Raw genomic sequence first — 19446 nt, forward strand, 5'->3', positions numbered from 1 at the left:
TGTAAACGAAAAAAGAACTAATAAAAGGAAATAAAACTTACATTATGATTATTGGTGTTCCTAAAGAGATTATGCACGACGAGGCACGTGTAGCCGCGAGCCCCGAAGCAGTTGCCAAGTATGTGGCAGATGGTCACACCGTGCTGTTTGAGGCTAATGCCGGAGAAGGAGCCTTCTATCACGATGAAGACTATCGCGAAGCCGGTGCCGAAATAATCAAATCGGCTAAAGAAATCTACGACAGAAGTGATATCATCATCAAAGTGAAGGAGCCGCTCTTCAACGAAGAGTTTGGTATGCATGAGATTGATATGATGCACAAGGGTCAGTACCTGATCACTTTCATTCATCCTGCTTCACCGGTTAACCACGACATGGTTCGTAAAATGGCTGCTCAAGGTGTAATCGGCCTTACGTTGGATGGTGTGCCCCGTATCTCGCGCGCACAAAATCTCGATGCCCTTACTTCTATGAGTACTTGTGCCGGTTATAAGGGTATTTTGATGGCAGCCAATGATCTGGCCTCCTTCTTCCCACAAATGTTCACAGCGGTAGGTCCTATTCGCCCCGCTAATGTATTGGTTATCGGTGTAGGGGTAGCCGGGTTGCAGGCACTTGCTACGGCACGTCGCTTAGGCGCAGTTACCTATGCAGCCGATATTCGCCCCGCAGCAGCTGAGCAAGCTAAGAGCTTAGGCGCTAAGGTGGTAGATACGGGGGTACCCGAGGCTTTGGCTGTAGGAGAAGGCGGTTATGCACAGCATCTTCCTGAAGCAGAACTATTGAAAGAACGCGAACGCCTTGCCGAAGTGGTAAAGGATATGGACGTGATCTTCTGTAGTGCATTAGTACCCGGTAAGATTGCTCCGGTAGTGATTACCGAAGAGATGGTGAAGAGCATGAAGCGCGGTAGCGTGATCGTGGACATCGCTATCGACCAGGGCGGTAACTGCGCTATTACACCTGCCGGAAGCCGTGAAGTGAAACATGGCGTAACGCTTGAAGGAATTAAGAATATCCCCGGTATGCTGCCACAAAGCTCTACTTGGATGTTCTCACAAAATATGTACAACCTCGTGAAGTATCTGGTGAAGGACGAACAAGTTGTTCTTGATATGAACGACGAAATCTGCCGTTCAATCTTGGTAACTCAAGACGGCGAAATCGTTCACAAGGGTGCTCGCGAAGCAATGGGTATGGACTAATTTAATGTATTAACTTTAGGATGAATGGTGGTTGAGAGAAATATTAGCATAATCTCTTGATCACTATTCACCCTTTTTACAACGATATATACAGTATGCATCCGCTTATTTTAGTAGTAGTATTTGTAGTAGCTGCTGTGGTTGGCTACCTTCTGATCAAGCAAGTACCCACACTCTTACATACACCGCTGATGAGCGGTATGAACGCACTTTCCGGAGTAACTGTGATAGGGGCCCTTTCAGCTACCGGTCTGGCATTTCTTTTTAGGCAGAACGGCTTCGGGCAATTTTTTGGTGCTTTGGCTATTATCTTGGCTATGGTTAACGTAGTCGGAGGGTTCGGTGTAACGCATCGTATGCTCCGCATGTTCAAAGGAAAGAATAGTAAAAAATAACACACTCTTTGCGTAGTGCTTTGATAGATTGAGTACGGTATGAATACAGTAGAGATCGTTGTTTCGGTGGTACTATCCATCTTAGTGATGGTGGGTATCTCGCTAATGAGTAAGGTGCGCCGTGCTAAACTGGGTAACCTCATCAGCGCAGCCGCTATTTTAGGCGGTATTATATTTACCTTAATTACAGAACAGGCCAATGGGACTCCTATAGTCGGCGTATGGACGATATGGCCTGCGTTAATTGTAGGTGCTTTGATCGGATTATGGATGGCAGCCAGGGTCAAAATGATCCAAATGCCTCAAATGGTAGCTTTGCTAAATGGACTCGGGGGCGCTGCTTCTGCCATCGTGGGTATCCTCTCGGTTGCCAAAATAGGGGTGGATGCCACGGCCAGCAATGACTATGAAGTGTTCTATCGCGTAACGGGCTATTTGGCCATAGCGGTAGGGATGATTACGTTAGTAGGTAGTTTGGTGGCAGCGGGTAAGCTACATCGTGTATTACCACAGAAGCCTATGGTGTGGTTCCAGCACTCGTTGGTTACAATGCTGAGCCTCTTTGTTGCCGTAGTATTTATTGTCGTTGGGGCAGTTACACCTACAGTGGACAGCCGCTTTGTATGGTTAGTTTGGGGCGTAATCCTCTTTTCTTCACTCTTCGGTCTATACTTTTCAGTTCGTGTAGGCGGAGCGGATATGCCCATCACCATATCGCTGCTGAACTCATTGAGTGGGGTGGCAGGTGCTATTGCCGGTATGGCTATCGGAAATGTACTGCTGGTTGCCGTGGGTGGCATTGTCGGAGCGTCCGGACTGCTCCTGACACAGATTATGTGCAAAGCGATGAACAGAAGCCTGCTCGCTATTCTTTCGGGCGGTTCAATTAAGGGAAAGGCGAAAGCTCCGGTAGCTTCTCAGTCGAAAAAGAGTATAGCTACGTCGAAAAGCACATCACCCAAGGAAGAGACTTCCGCAAAGGAACCCTCTGTAGGAAAGATACTAGCCGACGCAAAGCGCGTGATTATCGTGCCGGGTTATGGTATGGCTTTGGCGCAAGCACAGCAACAGGTGAAGCAACTATTCGATACGCTTACCGCCAACGGTGCAGAAGTGCGCTTCGCTATTCACCCCGTGGCCGGACGTATGCCGGGACATATGAACGTATTGCTGGCGGAAGTGAACGTGCCCTACGAAGACTTATTCGAAATGGATGCAGTGAACGATGATTTTGCTCAGACTGATTTGGTTGTAGTAGTAGGCGCTAACGACGTATTAAATCCGGCTGCACGCGATGCAGAAGGTACACCTATCTACGGAATGCCCGTGTTGAACGTGGATCAAGCAAAGCATGTAATCATCTGCAACTACGATTTGAAGCCGGGCTATGCCGGAGTAGAAAATCCGCTCTATAGTCGTCAAACCGGCGTAACACTCTGCTTGGGCAACGCAAAAGAAACGGTAGCTAAGCTCATTACAGAGATTTCTGCTGCACAAAAGCCTGCTACTTCTCAAGCAGCCTCACCGGCTCAAAGCGATTTGAGTGCAGTACTTCACGACGCAAAGCGGGTGATTATCGTGCCGGGCTATGGTATGGCTTTGGCGCAAGCACAGCAACAGGTGAAGCAACTATTCGATACGCTTACCGCCAATGGTGCAGATGTGCGCTTCGCTATTCACCCCGTGGCCGGACGTATGCCGGGACATATGAATGTATTGCTGGCGGAAGTGAACGTGCCCTACGAAGACTTATTCGAGATGGATGCAGTGAACGATGATTTTGCTCAGACTGATTTGGTTGTAGTAGTAGGTGCTAACGACGTATTAAATCCGGCTGCACGCGATGCAGAAGGTACACCTATCTACGGAATGCCCGTGTTGAACGTGGATCAAGCAAAGCATGTAATCATCTGTAACTACGATTTGAAGCCGGGCTATGCCGGAGTAGAAAATCCGCTCTATAGTCGTCAAACCGGCGTAACACTCTGCTTGGGCGATGCAAAAGAAACGGTAGCCAAGCTCATTACAGAGCTTTCTGCTGCACAAAAGCCTGCTACTTCCCAAGCAGCCTCACCGGCTCAAAGCGATTTGAGTGCAGTACTTCACGATGCAAAGCGCGTGATCATCGTGCCGGGCTATGGTATGGCTTTGGCGCAAGCACAGCAACAGGTGAAGCAACTATTCGATACGCTTACCGCTAACGGTGCAGAAGTGCGCTTCGCTATTCACCCTGTGGCCGGACGTATGCCGGGACATATGAACGTATTGCTGGCTGAAGTGAACGTGCCCTACGAAGACTTATTCGAGATGGATGCAGTGAACGACGATTTTGCTCAGACCGATTTGGTTGTAGTAGTAGGTGCTAACGACGTATTAAATCCGGCTGCACGCGATGCAGAAGGTACACCTATCTACGGAATGCCCGTGTTGAACGTGGATCAGGCAAAGCATGTAATCATCTGCAACTACGATTTGAAGCCGGGCTATGCCGGAGTAGAAAATCCGCTCTATAGTCGTCAAACAGGCGTAACGCTCTGCTTGGGCGACGCAAAAGAAACGGTAGCCAAGCTCATTACAATGGTTCGATAGAAAAATAACAACAAAATAAGATTACCAAACAAAGCTTAAGATTAGTATGAATTTCCCTAAAGACTTAAAGTACACAGCCGACCACGAATGGGTTCGTTGCGATGGAGAACGTTGCTACATCGGTATTACCGACCATGCTCAGAATGAATTGGGCGAAATCGTGTATGTGGATGTGGATTGTATGGACGAAGAGTTCGGTCAAGGCGAGGTATTCGGCTCCATTGAAGCAGTAAAGACGGTTGCCGATATGATTATGCCTGTTGCCGGAAAGGTAGTTGCCATCAACGAAGAACTGGAAGATGCACCCGAGCTTGTGAACAGCGATCCTTACGGAAAAGGATGGATCATTGCGGTTGAAGGTGCGGACGAAGATCAGTTCAAAGCGCTTATGTCCGCCGACGCTTATACCGAAATGATAGGTAAATAAGCGCAATGACACCACTTGTAAGCGTTATTATGGGGAGTACATCCGATCTCCCCATAATGCAAAAAGCTACCGATGCGCTCAACCGCTTGGAGATACCTTTTGAGGTAATGGCACTTTCGGCACATCGTACACCTGATGAGGTGGCGCACTTTGCACAAAATGCGGCAGGGCGCGGGGTGAAAGTGATTATTGCGGCTGCCGGTATGGCGGCACATCTCCCCGGGGTTATTGCGTCAATGACCACTTTGCCGGTAATTGGTGTACCCATTGCCTCCACGCTTCAGGGCTTGGATGCGCTGCTCGCCATTGTACAGATGCCGGGCGGTATACCTGTTGCCACGGTAGGAATCAATGCAGCACAGAACGCTGCCCTGCTGGCTGCCCAAATCATTGCACAAAGCGATGAAAAGGTGGCTGCCAAAGTGGCTCAGGATAAGCAAAACCTAAAGAGTAAGATCGTTAAAGCAAACGATGACCTTAAAGGCCTCTGTCAGTACGAATACAGAGTTAATTAAGGCATTCGGATAACTATTTTCGCAGCCCTGCCCTTAGCGCGCAAAACGCTTCGGAGTGGGGCTTTTTTCATTATGAAGGAAACCGAGCTCCATTCTGTCAATTATCGTCGGCGCAAGGCTGAGTCTGTACAAATCGGTGCGCTTCCTCTGGGAAGCGATTACCCGGTACGCATCCAAACGATGGCGGACGTTGATACCACCGATACGGCAAGTGCCGTGGCGCAAGCCAAGCGCGTGAAGCAGGCCGGTGCGGATTACTTCCGTTTCACGGCTCAGGGCGTGCGTCAGGCGGAAGCGTTGGCGCCGATCCACGAGGCTTTGCACTGCGAGGGTATTGCACTTCCGCTAATTGCCGATATACATTTCAATCCGCAGGCTGCCTTTGAAGCGCTCAAACATGTGGAAAAGGTTCGCATCAATCCGGGGAACTTTGCCGAACGCAAACCTGCCGGTGAGCGTTATACGGAGGCAGAGTTTAAGGCAGGCGAACGGCATGTAGCCGACGTTTTCGGTACCTTTCTTGCCGAAGCATCACGCTTGCACCGCGCCATACGTATAGGAGTAAATCACGGTTCTCTATCCAGAAGAATGGTGGAGCGATACGGCAATACGCCGCTCGGAATGGTGGAGAGCGCACTTGAGTACTTGCGTATCTGCAAGGAAGCACGCTTTACCGATGTGGTGGTATCGATGAAAAGCTCCAATCTCATTGTAATGACGCAGGCAGTGCGTCTGCTGGCTGTGCGACTTGAGGCGGAGGGCTTTGCCGTGCCGCTCCATTTGGGTGTAACGGAAGCAGGCGAAAGCGAGGACGGACGTATCAAGAGTGCTATCGGTATCGGCTCGCTCCTTGCCGACGGCATTGGCGACACGATACGCGTTTCCCTGAGCGAACCGCCTGAAGCTGAGTTGCCTGTGGCCCGTTTGCTGCTACGACATGTGGCAAAACGCATATCGGCACCGAAGTTGCCCGATATAACCTACAGTCCGACGCAGGTTGCTCGCAGCGAAGCAATACGTATTTCCGGCTTCAACACGCCCGAGTTGCCATTTCCGCTCATTGTAGAGGCGGTGCATGCCGAGGCAATTTCCGAGCCGCTTGCGCCCAACGATCGGCTGATTAAACCGGGCGAAACGCTCCCTTCTTGGGGTGATGCGTGCGTTATCTCCCTACGAGCTGACGCGATGGAACAGCTTGATACTGAGTTGCTCATTAATCCGAACAACATCATTCTATTAGAGGCACCGGCAGACAATGCCATCGGCTATTGGCGATACGCGCTTGCCACGTTGCAGGCGAAGGGGATCAAAGCACCGGTAATACTGCATCGACGCTTTGAAACAGAGCCTAAGGAAGAGGTGCTGATAGCCGCCTCCGTAGACTTTGGTACGCTGCTGGCGGAAGGCACCGGTAGTGGCATTATGCTTACCGCACCGTATCTTGACGCGGTGTGGGTGCGTACGCTCGGGCTCAGCATCCTGCAGGCGGTTCGCTTGCGCTTTAGTCACACCGAGTTCATCAGCTGCCCCGGCTGCGGACGTACGCTCTTTAATCTGCAATCTACCGTTGCCAAGGTGAAAGCCGCATTGGGGCATCTGCCCAATCTAAAGATCGGCGTGATGGGTTGTATCGTAAACGGACCGGGCGAGATGGCTGATGCCGACTACGGATACGTGGGCGGCGCACCGGGCAAAATAGATCTGTACAAAGGTCACACCCGACTGCGGCAGGGAATAAAGGAAGAGGATGCAGTAAATGAGCTAATCCACATTCTCAAAGAGGATGGACTTTGGAGACCGCCTGTCCGGTAATCGGGTTAGGCCGCTCCTTTCAACATAATTGCCCGATAGGCATAATAGATGTAACGTAAGCGCACAACGCTAAAAGTTTATCCCTTACTATCGTTTGGGGATAGGCGTGTGCTTTAAGTATCAAGCGGTAGAAAAAGGATTCCCAACGGGTTGAGATTATTTTCCCAAGCGGATGGGAATCCTTTCCCAAAGGGTTGGGAATCCTGTCGGATCACTGATTTTTTTTGTAATGCGGGGACTTTCTACTTTTTTATTAGGATCTTTCATTTGAAACATCAGAACCTTTCACTTGAAACATCTGTACTTTTCAAATGAAAGATCAGAACCTTTTAATTGAAAGTTATATGGGTGATATATTACGTTGTGTATCAGCGTGCTGCTGTCGGGTGGGTGCAAAATTATACCTTTTCTCTTCCTCGTGCAAATGTATTACCTTTACGGAGGAAGTAAAACCAACTAAACAATAACGACTATGAAAGCGAAACGCATAACCCCCCTACTGATAGCTTGCGCCCTCTTGTGCGCTGCATGCTCCGACCCGAAGCCGGAGGAAAAACAAGAGCCTACTCAGAAAGAAAAGAAGTTTGAGTTTGACGATAATTCATATTTGTATCTTAACGTTGAGAAAAGCAGCACTATGAAAGCCGAAGCCGATAAACCCATACCCAAAGACCAAAACCTCACACCTCAGCAAATAATGAAATACGCTGATGCAATAGAAGCTATTCTGAAAAGCAATGAGGGAAGAAGGGCTGCAACTGGTGTAAGTGAGGAAATGAAAGACTATACCAACTGCCGTTTTGTAATGGCTCCTTGGATGGTCATAAAAAAACTGCCCGAGAAACGTCTCCCCGATGGCTCTTATACTTATAAGTATGAATTGAATGAAACGTGGATCACCAACCGAGATGTCACTTTATTAGCTGCTGAAAATCCAGCACTCGGTTTTGGTATTAGTGAGATTATCGGTTACATACCGAATAAGCAAATGGAGGAAGCCGAGAAGGCTATCCGCAAAGCATTTGCAGAAAAGGATAGCGAAAAGGTATTTAAGCTCTTCAATGATGCCTATACATTTATTCCCATTCGGCAAAAGGCATACGATGAGTTGAAAGCTAAAGGCGAGCTGTAAGTGTAGCTAAAATCTTATAACATAAAGGGGGCATCCAAAGCGGATACCCCCTTTTCTTTTTCTGTAGCTGATAAGTTTAGATACACTTTAATCACCCTTATAACAAACGTAATTAAAGTTCCAGCCAACGCTTGTTTCGTTGTTGTAGTTAATAAACTTGACGCCAAAGCTGTATGCGCTTACGTCTGTTACCTGCGGTACATCTCCCCATTGCCCTGCGCAACTCGTTACTATAGGCGTGTAGTTTGTATTGCCGATAGAGTGATAGACGGTGTACACTTTTGTGCTGTTGCTAAACTCCGCTTTTGGTGCGCCAATTTCTCTTTTATTCTTGTACTTCCCAAAGCTTGCGCTTACATATCCATCCTCTACTCTCCCCCCTGCGAGGACGCAGCCGGGCGCATCGAGAGGCTCTTCGAGCGTAAGGCGGTCGATCCGTGCGCCCCCCTCAATCCGTGCGCCACCCTTGACACGAAGCAAATGGGGGTTGAATCCACCTCCGGAAGGAAAAATGCGGTAGTCCACATCTATATACCTATCTGCACTGCCAAAGAAGCGCACCCCACTCTTGGAGATTAAACTCTGCTGTATGCCTGCATCGAAATACCCCCTCATAGAGACATCCTTTATCTCTGCTTTGCTGTCCTTGCCTACGCCTATCACCACCGAGTAGATAACGATACTGAGCGTGTGCGTGCCACTGGTTACGTATCGGGTGTAGCGCAAATTATTAACCTCAGTCGGTGTGTAGCTTGTCTCGTGGGTAAATCCGCCACCAAACGGATTAGGTATCATGGAATAGGATATGCTTCCCTTCCACCTACCGAGTACCTCTTGGTCTAAAAGCACCCTCAGCTCTCTAAATCCTTGGCTTTCGTCCGTTTCGCTGTACACCTCGCATAAGATATGCCCGATAGCTATATCTAATCGGGTATCGTCATTGGGTACGGTTATGGAAAAGCTAAACTGTTTGCGGTCTTTGTTAAGGGTTATCGGGTTCTCGGGTGAGTTTTCCGTATGATCATAGCGACTTTTTCGGAGTAGCCTTTCAATGAACGCAGCTTCTTTCATCAGAATAGAGAGCTTGGGGTCATCATTCTCTCGCTCTTTGAAATCTATTCTATCACCCCCGAAGTAGAGGTTACCAAAGTGACCCGTACCATTTTGATAAATGGCGACTTGCTCTTTCGGCTTGGGGTCGGTTAAGTCGTGGGTGTCGGTGATACCCGCCATTAGTACGGCATCTTTGCTCCCCCCTCCGCCTATGTAGGCGGTTACTTGCCCCGATGAGTTAGATAGTTCAATAAAGTTGTTAAGCGAAAGTCCTTGCAGTATTTCCTTGGGGGGCATCAAATGGCTTTTCTGAGGCTGAGCGTGCTGCAATCCGCTATCTATTCAAAGAGGAATTAAAAGAGAAGGTGTAACACTTTACAAATAGATATAGTTCTCCTTATATTCATTTCACTTCTACGACAACAGCCTTACAACAATAGACATTTATTTGCATATTCAAGTTTTTTCAAATATGTTTGCAAACACAAAAAGCCAAGCAAAGACTTATGCGCACACGTAAGCAGGAATAGCAATTATAAAAGAGTATAACAGTAATAACCGCAAGCAATGAAGAAGAAAGAACTACTCATTTTGCTTTGCTCCATGGCAGTATTATGCATCCCCATGGGGCTAACGGCACAACAAAGGGGCTCATCACCATTTAAGAGAGAAGAGGGAGTACAGATTCCAAAGTCCTACAATACTCCCCTAATCGGTAATGAGGTCCAAGCCTCGCCTATACTGCGAAGCAGCAACTCAGTACCTTGGAGTGTAGCGTTTACGGATAAGGCGACCTTCGAGACCTTTACCGTGATTAACGCCAATAATGATGACGGCACCTGGGGATTCTACAAAATGCCGGGCAGAGATCCGGCTGCGGCCTACAGTTACAGCTCCCGCAATGATGCGGATGATTGGTTCATTTCCCCCAAAGTCACGCTTCAAGCCGGCGTAAACTACGACATCAAGTTTCATGCCCTATCGGACAGCAAGTCTTATATTGAGAAGTTTGAGGTAAAGGTCGGCAAAGAAGCCACACTAACCGGCATGAAGGAAGGGGTGCTCATATTGCCCGTAACGGAATTGCAGGATCGCAAAAAAGTCTCTTTCGTTCAGCAATTCACACCCACCGAGAGCGGAGCGTACTGCATCGGATTTCATGCTTTAAGTGCAGCGAATCAGAATCGCTTGCTCCTCTATGATGTAAGCGTGGAAGAGGGAGCTGTAGCCGCAGCCCCCAAGAAGCCGGAAAACCTTACCATAACACCCGATGCCGGCGGTGATCTCAAAGCAAAAATTTCATTCACAGCTCCCAGTAAAACGGTGAGCGAGGCGCCGCTTTCTTCTATCGACAGCATCGTAATAAGGAGAAACACGGAGATAATCAAAGTACTAAAGAACGTCACACCGGGTAGCCCTGTTGCGTACAACGACGAGCAGGTAAGCCTCAACGGAATCAATCACTATGCCGTAGCTGCCTATAAGGGTGCCGACAAGAGTACCGATGCGGAGAAAGACGTATTTATAGGGGTTGATCTGCCTGTAGCTCCGGCTTCTTTTACCATCACGGACAATCAATCATACATAGGGGCGACTTGGGAAAAGGTGACAAAGGGAGTAAATGATGGGTGCTTTAATCCCGATAAACTGACCTACAAGATATACGCATTCGATAAGAATAATAGCCCCACTATCGAAGTGAAAGATGTGGCAGCTACCACAACGACTCAGATAGAGTTCAATACCACGGAAGGGCAACAGCATTTACAACAATATACCGTAGCTGCTGTAAATACAGCCGGGAAGGGGCGAAGCTGCTACTCCAATGCGCTCATTGTGGGAAAGGCGGATGAAATACCTTTTAGAGAGAGCTTCTCCGATGGTCTCTCGCAAAAATTTGAGCACTTCTGGTGGATGGATGGAGAAGGCAAGGGATATGAAAACGGCATGTCTGTGGCTACATTCGACAAGCTCTCGGCCGATGGCGACGGCTCTTGCATCAAACTTACCACATTGGGGTACAATGATAAACTGAACCTCAATACCGGAAAGATCAACTTAGTTAAATCCGATAATCTCAAGTTTGCTTTCAGCTATAAAACCGATGGAGCTCCGAATGCCCAACTCAATCTAATGGTTATCATGCCCGGAGGAAATGCGATGAAATTGCAAACCTTCGATATTAGGAAGAAGAGTGACTGGAAGACGACCTCAATTAATGTACCCGACTACTTAAGCAATATTAAAGGGGTTATGTTCCGCTTCCAATTAGAGGCTACAGGGGCTCCCAGCATACCGCAAGTGGTCTATATCGACAATGTCAATATTGCCGCAGCAAAGAATATCGATATAGCCGCCGGGCTTATACTTCCGGAAAAGGTTCAAAAAGGCAGAAGAGCCTCAATCAAGGTGAAGGTAAAGAACTATGGCAGTAGCGATGTTACAGCGTATAAAGTAACCGTAAAAGCCGATGACGAAACCGTATTCGAAGAAACTATTTCCGAGACCCTTCCGGCTTTTGGATATAAAGAAGTACCGGTCGTTTTCGTTACACATGCCATAGCTACCGGTGAGTATCTGAAAGTAACTGCCGAGGCATCTGTTGATGGTGATGAGGATACCACTAACAACACTGCCGAGGGCGACATTAAGCTCTACGAATATGTAGGAAATACTGTGGAAGATCTTAAAGCAGAAACGATTTCAGAAGGAGTAAAACTCACTTGGAAAGCACCTATTCCCAAAATAGAAAATATTAAAGAGGACTTTGAGCAGTATGAGCCTTGGCTAATCGACAACATAGGAGATTGGAAGGTCGTAGACCGTGACCAAAATATTGTGGGAGGTATCTTCTCAGACCTTGCCCTACCGCATGAACACGAGCGCTATGCCTTTATGGTAATAAACTTTGAACCGGATTACCACGGTGGAAGCTACTTCCCGGGTAATTCAGGCTACTCATACTTGGGCTCTTTTTACTGTATCAACGAGGATGGGACCTCACATTTGCCAAATGACAACTGGCTGATAAGTCCTGATCTATCCGGCAACGCTCAAACCATATCGTTCTATGCCATCAATCACGATGGACCACAGGATGCATTCCCTGAAAATGTCAATGTACTATACTCTAAAACCGATAAAGAACCGGATAGCTTTATACAGATTGGCCAGACACACGTGATCAGTGGCAATAAGTGGCAAAAAATATCTGTTGATCTACCCCAAGGAGCACTTTACTTTGCTATACAAAGCAAGAATGAGGCCGGCAAGAGTAACTGGCTCGGTATCGATGACATAAGCTTCGAAAAGGGGACCGGCGATGTAAAATCATACAATATCTATCGAGACAGTAAAAAATTATCTACCGTAAGCGAGGGGACAGAGTTTGTGGACAAAGCACCACTTAAAGGCACCCACACCTATCAAGTAACCGTGACCTATGCGAATGGCAACGAATCCATGCCGGCCTCAGTTAGCGTTAATAGCGAATTGAGTATGCAGGTAATAGAGGGCGAACCCATCGTATTCCCTTGTGATATATATGATGTAACGGGGCGTCTTATTTATGGCAATGCCACTTCCTTGAGTGACTTACCCAAAGGCACGTATATCGTAAACGGAAAGAAGATTATTGTAGAGTAATCCCTTTCCAACTATATTTTGGCAGACCCTGTGCGCTATCTCATAGGGTCTGCTTCTTCTTTATTATTAGGAGAATAGCTTTACCGGACAAGCAATACACAAGCCGAAAGCAGTAAGGACGCCCCTTCGGTATAAGCAAAAGAGTCGGGATAAAGTAGGCTATATTAGAATAAGGTGGCTATAATGCCATCGATCAGTAGAAGCCCATCCGCAGAGGCCTTCAGATGATTAGCGGTGTGCAAGAGCGCACCATTGGCGAGATAAGGAGCAGCTCTTTGGAGCAAAGTAGTACGATCAGGCTCACTCAAGGCTGCCAAGTTTACCCCCTGCAGGGTACGCAGTCCCAGCATAACCGACTCCTCATACACTTCCTGAGGCGAGAGCATTTCCGTAAAGTCAATCGGCAGATTCCCCGCTTCTAAAGAGCAAATATAGGCAGCCACATCTGCTACATTGGCACTTCTACACTCCGGCACATAGGAGTGTGCCGAGGGGCCTAAGCCGAGGTAGGGCACACGATGCCAATAAGATGAATTATGACAACTCCGAAAGCCAGGGAATGCGTAGTTCGATACCTCGTAATGCTCATAGCCCATATCTCGGAGCACACTTGACAAATAGCGATAGGCCTCTATTTCGAAAGACTCCGGCTGCTTGGCAATTTTTCCTTTTTGCCAAAGGCGTGTCAAAGGAGTTTCCTCTTCGTATGTTAACGAGTAGGCAGAAATATGCTCAGGATGAAGTGCAACCGCCCGCTCAATTGTCTCTTGCCAAGTGGAAACAGTCTGCTCGGGAAGAGCAAATATGAGATCTATACTGATATTATCAAAGCCACTCTCACGCGCTACCTTCACAGCACGCTCCGCTTCTAAAGCGTTGTGCCGGCGGTTAATGATACGCAACTCCCGATCCTGAAAGCTTTGTATACCGATACTCAAACGATTGAATCCAAGCTGCCTTAACGCTTGACAATAGCTCGGTGTAAGATCATCCGGATTCGCTTCTATCGTCCACTCTGCATCCGGAGCAATGGCGAAGCATGCTCTTAGGGCAGAGACTATTCGCTCAAGCTGAGAAGGGGTCAGACGAGAGGGAGTCCCCCCACCCCAATAAACCGTTTGGATTGTATCGGCAGTGAAGGGGGGCTTCGCACGAAGCTCTATTTCCCGCTCCAACGCCGCTACAAAAGGCTCAATAAGACGCTGTTGAGTAGTAGCATAAAAGTCGCAATAGAGACAGCGACTCTTACAAAAGGGGATATGAATATAAATCCCTGCCACAATGCAGTAGCCTACTCTACTCTGTGCTTCTTCAGATTGACAACGACAGGTGTGGAAGCACGTCCTGTAATCCCCAAACGATTCATCGCCTCTACGCGAAAGTGCAGCTTTGACTTCTTAGGAAAGAGATAAAGCGGTATCACACACTCCTTACCATTTACTGCCGGATAGAGTAATGCATCCTCCATGGGATTTCCCTTGCTATCGTATATATTGAAGAATATATTGTAACTAAGTGCTTCGTCACCGACTACCGACCAACGCAAAACGATTTCGTTATGCCGAAGTATAGGCTGTACAAGTACAGGCTGCGGTGGCACAGGAGCGTTTTTCTTATGAAAACTCAATGGACGCACGGGCAGTACAAAGTGGCTATCCAAAATAGGAGCCATACCACGAACATTCGGACGTATATTTGCCTCCCGATAAAAAGCTACGCCCCACATGCCCAACTCTTCTATTTCACTGATTTGGCGATCAATCACAGAGGGCGACCATTTGCTTTTGTCAGTCACCCGATAGGCAGCCAAACCGGGTATCACGGCTCTATTGCCGAAGACCTCTTTCCAATCCTTCAAGTAGGGCGAAAAAAGCTCATCTTTGTGATACATCATAGGCACGATGAAATCCACACTCCCCTGCTTAAACCAAATCAGGGGGTCTTGGAATACAGATTCCCGACAGGTCCATCCGGAGGATTTTCTACCGGGGATCTCTCTATAACGCCCCAAGGTGGCGGCACTCATCAATGCATAAGGGTTATTAACATGCACACTATCCGCAATTTCTTTTACTAATTGGGATATATTATCCGTTCGCCACTGAGCGCGGCTTTTCCCTTTTCCATAAAGGCGATACTCCTTTTGATCGGGGAACTTACTACCGTGATCCGGATAGCGAATGTAATCTAAATGCACCCCATCGACATCATACTTGCGCACCAGCTCAGCAGCTACAGAGGCCAGATAAGTACGAGCCTCCGGATTGGCAGGATTGAGATACCACTCTCCATTATGCTTTACACAAAGATTTTGCCTTTGCAGACAAACTCCCCCTCGCCCAAGTGTCCGTACCTGCTTATCCGTGCCCAGAGGAAGCGTTACAATCCACGCATGAATACTGAGGCCGCGCTTGCGACACTCCCTAATGGCAAAAGCCAAAGGATCATAATTCGGACGGATTTGCTGCGTACCGGTGAGTACACTACTCATAGGTTCTATATCCGAACGATAAAGCACATCACCTCGTAAGCGAACTTGGAAAAATACCGTATTGAACTTATCCTTGGCCAAACGATCGAGGATACGCTTAAGTTCCTCTCGCTGATCCTTCATACGGCTGCTGGTAGCGGCTACCGTTTGGGGCCAATCTAGTCCATAAATAGTAGTTAACCAAACAGCACGCATCGCACTGCGCTCCGAATAAGCCAGGGGGATATACTCACCAGTCGTAACCTCAGTAGAAGTAGATGTAGAAGTAGATGTGCTGGGTTGCGTGCCTGAGTGCTGCCCCTTCTTACGAGAGCCGCAAGAGGTGATCAGCAGCAAAAGGACTACCCCTAAAAGTAAACGAGCTACATTCTGTCTCATGAATAGTCTTATTTAATGGTAACGAATGTTATCAATAAGGCGCACGTGGCCACAGTAACAGGTAACACATCCCACTGCACGCTTAGCATCGCTCCAATGAGTAATTTCCTCAAGGGTCTCTTCGTTGACAATAGTAAAATACTCCACCTCCAAATGCTCCGTACTATTCAGCCGCTCTGTCACCCAAGCAATTACCTCTGCCACAGATTTTCCTTCCTCTTTGAGGAGTCGGCTCTCTTTTAGCGTAGCATAAATCGTTGGAGCAGCTGCACGCTCAGAAGGACTCAAAAGGCTATTGCGGCTACTACGTGCAAGCCCGCTTTCCTCTCTTACAATGGGTACACCCACAATCTTTAGGGGAAAACCGTAATGTGCTACCATATAACGGATGATGGCTAACTGCTGAAAATCTTTCTCCCCAAAGAATGCCACATCCGGCTTCACCAAGTCAAAGAGTCTACTTACCACCTGCGCAACGCCTTCAAAATGGCCGGGACGATACTTCCCTTCCATCACCTTATCCAAAAGTCCAAAATCAAAGTGTCGCTCCTTTGAATCGGGCGTATAGACCTCCTCCGGAGTAGGAAGAAAAACACACTGTACCCCCTCTGCTTCCAACAAAGCAATGTCAGCCTCTTCTGTGTGAGGATAATTCTTCAGGTCATCAGGATTATTGAACTGGCGAGGATTTACAAATACGGAAACAACCACAGTTTTACAACTATGCAAAGCTTCTCTTACCAATGCCAAATGCCCTTCATGCAGTGCGCCCATAGTAGGAACTAAACCCACAGGATGCTGTTCCTTCTGCATTGACTCAATGTATTTCTCGAGCGCAGCACGCTCTCTTGCAATAAACATGACTTTATAATAACGTTGATTTTTGTTTTTTATCCGATTCTAACGTTGCCTATGAAGCAAAGATGCATCCCCATAGCTTAGGAAACGGTATCCATTATCTAATGCATGACGATACACCCTATGCCAATCATCCCCCACTAAAGCTGCAATCATCAGCAGCAGGGTACTCTTCGGTTGGTGAAAATTGGTAATGAGTGCATCAGTAATATGCCATTCATACCCGGGAGCAATGAGTAAGCCACTAAAGAAGTGTAGATCGTCGATATTCATTTGCTGCATAGTGTGCAGCAAATGCTCCAGCACGACTTGAGTATCCGGCCACGCAGCTTCACTCTCATAAGGTTGCCATTGCTGTACCGAAGGCACACCAAGCAATTCTTCACTCGTAAGAGTACCTTTGTAAAGAGCTGCCGCCAAATGATATAAGCTCTCAATAGTGCGGACAGAAGTGGTACCGACAGCTACTATGTTTCCCGCTTTACGGAGCATGGCTTCAATAGCATTTTGTGATACACTGCACAGCTCTCTATGCATTTCATGAGCACCTATTTCCTCACTCTTGACCGGAAGAAATGTACCGGCCCCTACATGAAGGCATATATCGGCTATCTCTACCCCTTTGGCTGTAATACGCTCCAATAATTGATCTGTAAAGTGCAACCCTGCAGTAGGTGCAGCTACGCTGCCCTCAAGGGCTGCATACACAGTTTGATAATCTTTAAGGTCACTCTCCTCTGTCTCTCGCTTCAGATAAGGAGGTATAGGAAGCTCTCCTACCAGCTCCAAGAGTGTACCAAACGTAACATCCGCCCCCCGCCAAGAGAAGCGAACCTGATCCACAGCAAGCCGCTGCATGGTAAGGGTTACCGAAGAGCCATCGGCAAGTGTAATAGATTTGGTAAGGAGTTGCTCAGGATCTTTCCAACGCTTGGCATTTCCGATGAGACACTTCCAAGTAGTTTCTTCCGTCGAGGCTAAGGCTCGATCAAAAGAGGATGGCGCAATCGGAGAAAGACAGAAGAGCTCTATGGTAGCCCCGGACGGCTTCTCTGCAAATATACGGGCCTTGATTACCTTAGATGTATTGCGTACGAGCAGAGCCTCACCGGAGAGAAGCTGAGGAAGATCAGAAAAATGGTAATCCTCTATTGTATGCTCTTTAAGAAAAAGCAGCTTACAAGCACTACGATCCTCCAAAGGGTGCTTAGCTATTCGCTCCTCCGGAAGGGAGTAGTTGTAGTCACTGATGGCTACATGCTGCACAGAGGTTAGCTTACTCATTAGCGAATGGCACAGTTTGCACAGCGTGCCTTTATCTGCTCAAAGAAGTCATTACCCTTATCATCTACTAAGATAAAAGCAGGGAAGTCTTCTACTTCAATCTGCCATATAGCTTCCATTCCCAGCTCGGGATATGCCAAGCAAGTTACTTTCTTAATGCTCTCCTGTGCAAGTATAGCAGCCGGCCCGCCTATACTACCCAAGTAGAAGCCTCCATACTTCTTACAAGCATCAGTCACTTGCTTACTTCGATTTCCTTTAGCGATCATTATCAAACTACCTCCATTTGCCTGGAATAGCTCCACATAGCTATCCATACGCCCTGCCGTAGTAGGACCAAAGCTTCCACTTGCCATTCCCTTTGGGGTTTTGGCCGGTCCGGCATAGTAGATAGGATGCTGCTTAATGAAATCAGGTAAATCTTCTCCTTTGTCCAACTTCTCCTTTAGTTTGGCATGGGCTATATCGCGCCCTACGATAATAGTACCGGAAAGAGAAAGACGAGTAGACACAGGATAGCGGGAAAGTTCCTTACGGATCTCGTCCATAGGACGATTGAGATCCACCTTTACTACTTCGCCTTCGTGTGCTTGACGCATAGACTCAGGAATAAAGCGTGCAGGATTTGTTTCCAATTTCTCAATCCAAATTCCCTCTTTATTTATTTTTGCCCGAATATTACGGTCTGCCGAACAGCTAACCCCGATACCAATAGGACAAGAAGCCCCATGGCGTGGCAAACGGATTACGCGCACATCATGAGCAAAGTATTTACCTCCGAATTGTGCGCCTAAGCCGATCTTGTGTGCTTCCTCCAATAATTGCTTCTCCAGCTCTATATCGCGGAACGCATGTCCCAGTTCGTTTCCCTCGGTAGGAAGTGCGTCGTAGTATCTGGCAGAGGCGAGTTTAACCGTCTTAAGATTGGTTTCGGCAGAGGAGCCACCTATTACGAATGCAATATGATAGGGAGGGCAAGCAGCTGTACCCAAAGAGCGCATTTTGTCTACCAAGAAGGGCAATAGCTTCTCCGGAGTGATTAGTGCCTTTGTCTCCTGATAGAGATAGGTTTTATTGGCAGAGCCTCCCCCTTTAGCAATACAAAGGAAGTTATACTCACTGCCATCGACAGCCATCAAATCAGTTTGTGCAGGCAGATTAGTACCGGTATTTACTTCTCGGTACATATCCAAAGGAGCATTCTGCGAATAGCGTAGGTTCTCGCCTGTATAGGTATCGTACACGCCATGCGAAAGCGCCTCGTCATCTCCCCCTTTAGTAAAAACACGATTTCCCTTTTTTCCTAAAATAATGGCAGTACCGGTATCTTGACAGAAGGGTAACTGTCCCTTAGCACTTACCTCTGCATTGCGCAGGAATGTAAGTGCCACAAACTTATCGTTATCACTTGCTTCCGGATCGTTAAGAATAGTGGCAACCTGCTGCTGATGAGAAGTGCGCAAGTAAAAGGCACAATCATGAAAAGCCGTTTTAGCTAATAAGCGCAGTCCCTCCGGATCAACTTTCAGTATTTCTTCTCCGTCTAAAGAGAGGGTGGAGACATAATCCTTGGTTAATAGGTAGTACTCCGTTGTATCCTCTCCAACCGGGAAGGTCGGTTGATACTTAAACTCTTTTTGTGCCATTTTGTTGTTCCTTATC

At 47.6% G+C, this 19446-nt stretch carries 14 protein-coding genes; 8 read left to right on the forward strand and 6 right to left on the reverse strand.

Going from position 1 to position 19446, the window contains the following annotated elements; all coding sequences use genetic code 11:
* Positions 1-44 precede the first annotated feature (44 nt).
* The 7 genes from ACLWMH_RS06430 (at position 45) to ACLWMH_RS06460 (ending at position 8075) form a co-directional block, all read left to right on the forward strand.
* A complete protein-coding gene (locus ACLWMH_RS06430; protein WP_411915881.1) occupies positions 45-1205 on the forward strand; it encodes an NAD(P) transhydrogenase subunit alpha in 1161 nt (386 codons plus the stop codon).
* Between the two features lie 95 nt (positions 1206-1300).
* A complete protein-coding gene (locus ACLWMH_RS06435) occupies positions 1301-1600 on the forward strand; it encodes an NAD(P) transhydrogenase subunit alpha part 2 (protein WP_411915882.1) in 300 nt (99 codons plus the stop codon).
* A 39-nt stretch (positions 1601-1639) separates the two neighbouring features.
* Positions 1640-4189 carry an NAD(P)(+) transhydrogenase (Re/Si-specific) subunit beta gene (locus ACLWMH_RS06440; RefSeq protein WP_411915883.1) on the forward strand — a complete coding sequence of 850 codons (2550 nt, stop codon included), beginning with the start codon at positions 1640-1642 and terminating at the stop codon, positions 4187-4189.
* Positions 4190-4235: 46 nt separating this feature from the next.
* Positions 4236-4616 (forward strand): glycine cleavage system protein GcvH, encoded by a 381-nt coding sequence (gene gcvH / locus ACLWMH_RS06445; RefSeq protein WP_411915884.1) that lies wholly within the window; start codon positions 4236-4238, stop codon positions 4614-4616.
* Positions 4617-4621: 5 nt separating this feature from the next.
* Entirely contained in the window at positions 4622-5131 is a 510-nt protein-coding gene (gene purE / locus ACLWMH_RS06450) for a 5-(carboxyamino)imidazole ribonucleotide mutase (RefSeq protein WP_411915885.1), read from the forward strand.
* Positions 5132-5203: 72 nt separating this feature from the next.
* Positions 5204-6943: a (E)-4-hydroxy-3-methylbut-2-enyl-diphosphate synthase gene (gene ispG, locus ACLWMH_RS06455; protein WP_411915886.1), complete on the forward strand. Its 1740-nt coding sequence runs from the start codon at positions 5204-5206 to the stop codon at positions 6941-6943.
* A 472-nt stretch (positions 6944-7415) separates the two neighbouring features.
* Positions 7416-8075, forward strand: a complete 660-nt coding sequence (locus ACLWMH_RS06460; protein ID WP_411915887.1) for a hypothetical protein — start codon at positions 7416-7418, stop codon at positions 8073-8075.
* 87 nt (positions 8076-8162) lie between these two features.
* Here ACLWMH_RS06460 and ACLWMH_RS06465 read toward each other — a convergent pair whose 3' ends face one another.
* A complete protein-coding gene (locus ACLWMH_RS06465; protein WP_411915888.1) occupies positions 8163-9425 on the reverse strand; it encodes a hypothetical protein in 1263 nt (420 codons plus the stop codon).
* Positions 9426-9695: 270 nt separating this feature from the next.
* Between ACLWMH_RS06465 and ACLWMH_RS06470 the strand changes: the two genes are divergently transcribed.
* Complete coding sequence (locus ACLWMH_RS06470) at positions 9696-12773, forward strand: choice-of-anchor J domain-containing protein (protein ID WP_411915889.1); 3078 nt, start codon at positions 9696-9698, stop codon at positions 12771-12773.
* A gap of 164 nt (positions 12774-12937) precedes the next feature.
* Here ACLWMH_RS06470 and hemW read toward each other — a convergent pair whose 3' ends face one another.
* The 5 genes from hemW to ACLWMH_RS06495 are packed head-to-tail and all read right to left on the reverse strand — an operon-like array spanning position 12938 to position 19430.
* A complete protein-coding gene (gene hemW / locus ACLWMH_RS06475) occupies positions 12938-14053 on the reverse strand; it encodes a radical SAM family heme chaperone HemW (protein ID WP_411915890.1) in 1116 nt (371 codons plus the stop codon).
* A gap of 11 nt (positions 14054-14064) precedes the next feature.
* On the reverse strand, positions 14065-15642 hold the full coding sequence (locus ACLWMH_RS06480; RefSeq protein ID WP_411915891.1) for a glycoside hydrolase family 10 protein: 1578 nt from the start codon (positions 15640-15642) through the stop codon (positions 14065-14067).
* A gap of 12 nt (positions 15643-15654) precedes the next feature.
* Positions 15655-16503 carry a pantoate--beta-alanine ligase gene (panC, locus tag ACLWMH_RS06485; protein ID WP_411915892.1) on the reverse strand — a complete coding sequence of 283 codons (849 nt, stop codon included), beginning with the start codon at positions 16501-16503 and terminating at the stop codon, positions 15655-15657.
* A 39-nt stretch (positions 16504-16542) separates the two neighbouring features.
* Entirely contained in the window at positions 16543-17784 is a 1242-nt protein-coding gene (locus ACLWMH_RS06490) for an S-adenosylmethionine:tRNA ribosyltransferase-isomerase (protein WP_411915893.1), read from the reverse strand.
* A complete protein-coding gene (locus tag ACLWMH_RS06495; RefSeq protein ID WP_411915894.1) occupies positions 17784-19430 on the reverse strand; it encodes a fumarate hydratase in 1647 nt (548 codons plus the stop codon). The genes ACLWMH_RS06490 and ACLWMH_RS06495 overlap by 1 nt, the downstream gene beginning before the upstream one ends.
* Positions 19431-19446 lie beyond the last annotated feature (16 nt).

The organism is Porphyromonas miyakawae (assembly GCF_045865415.1).
Taxonomy (GTDB): domain Bacteria; phylum Bacteroidota; class Bacteroidia; order Bacteroidales; family Porphyromonadaceae; genus Porphyromonas; species Porphyromonas miyakawae.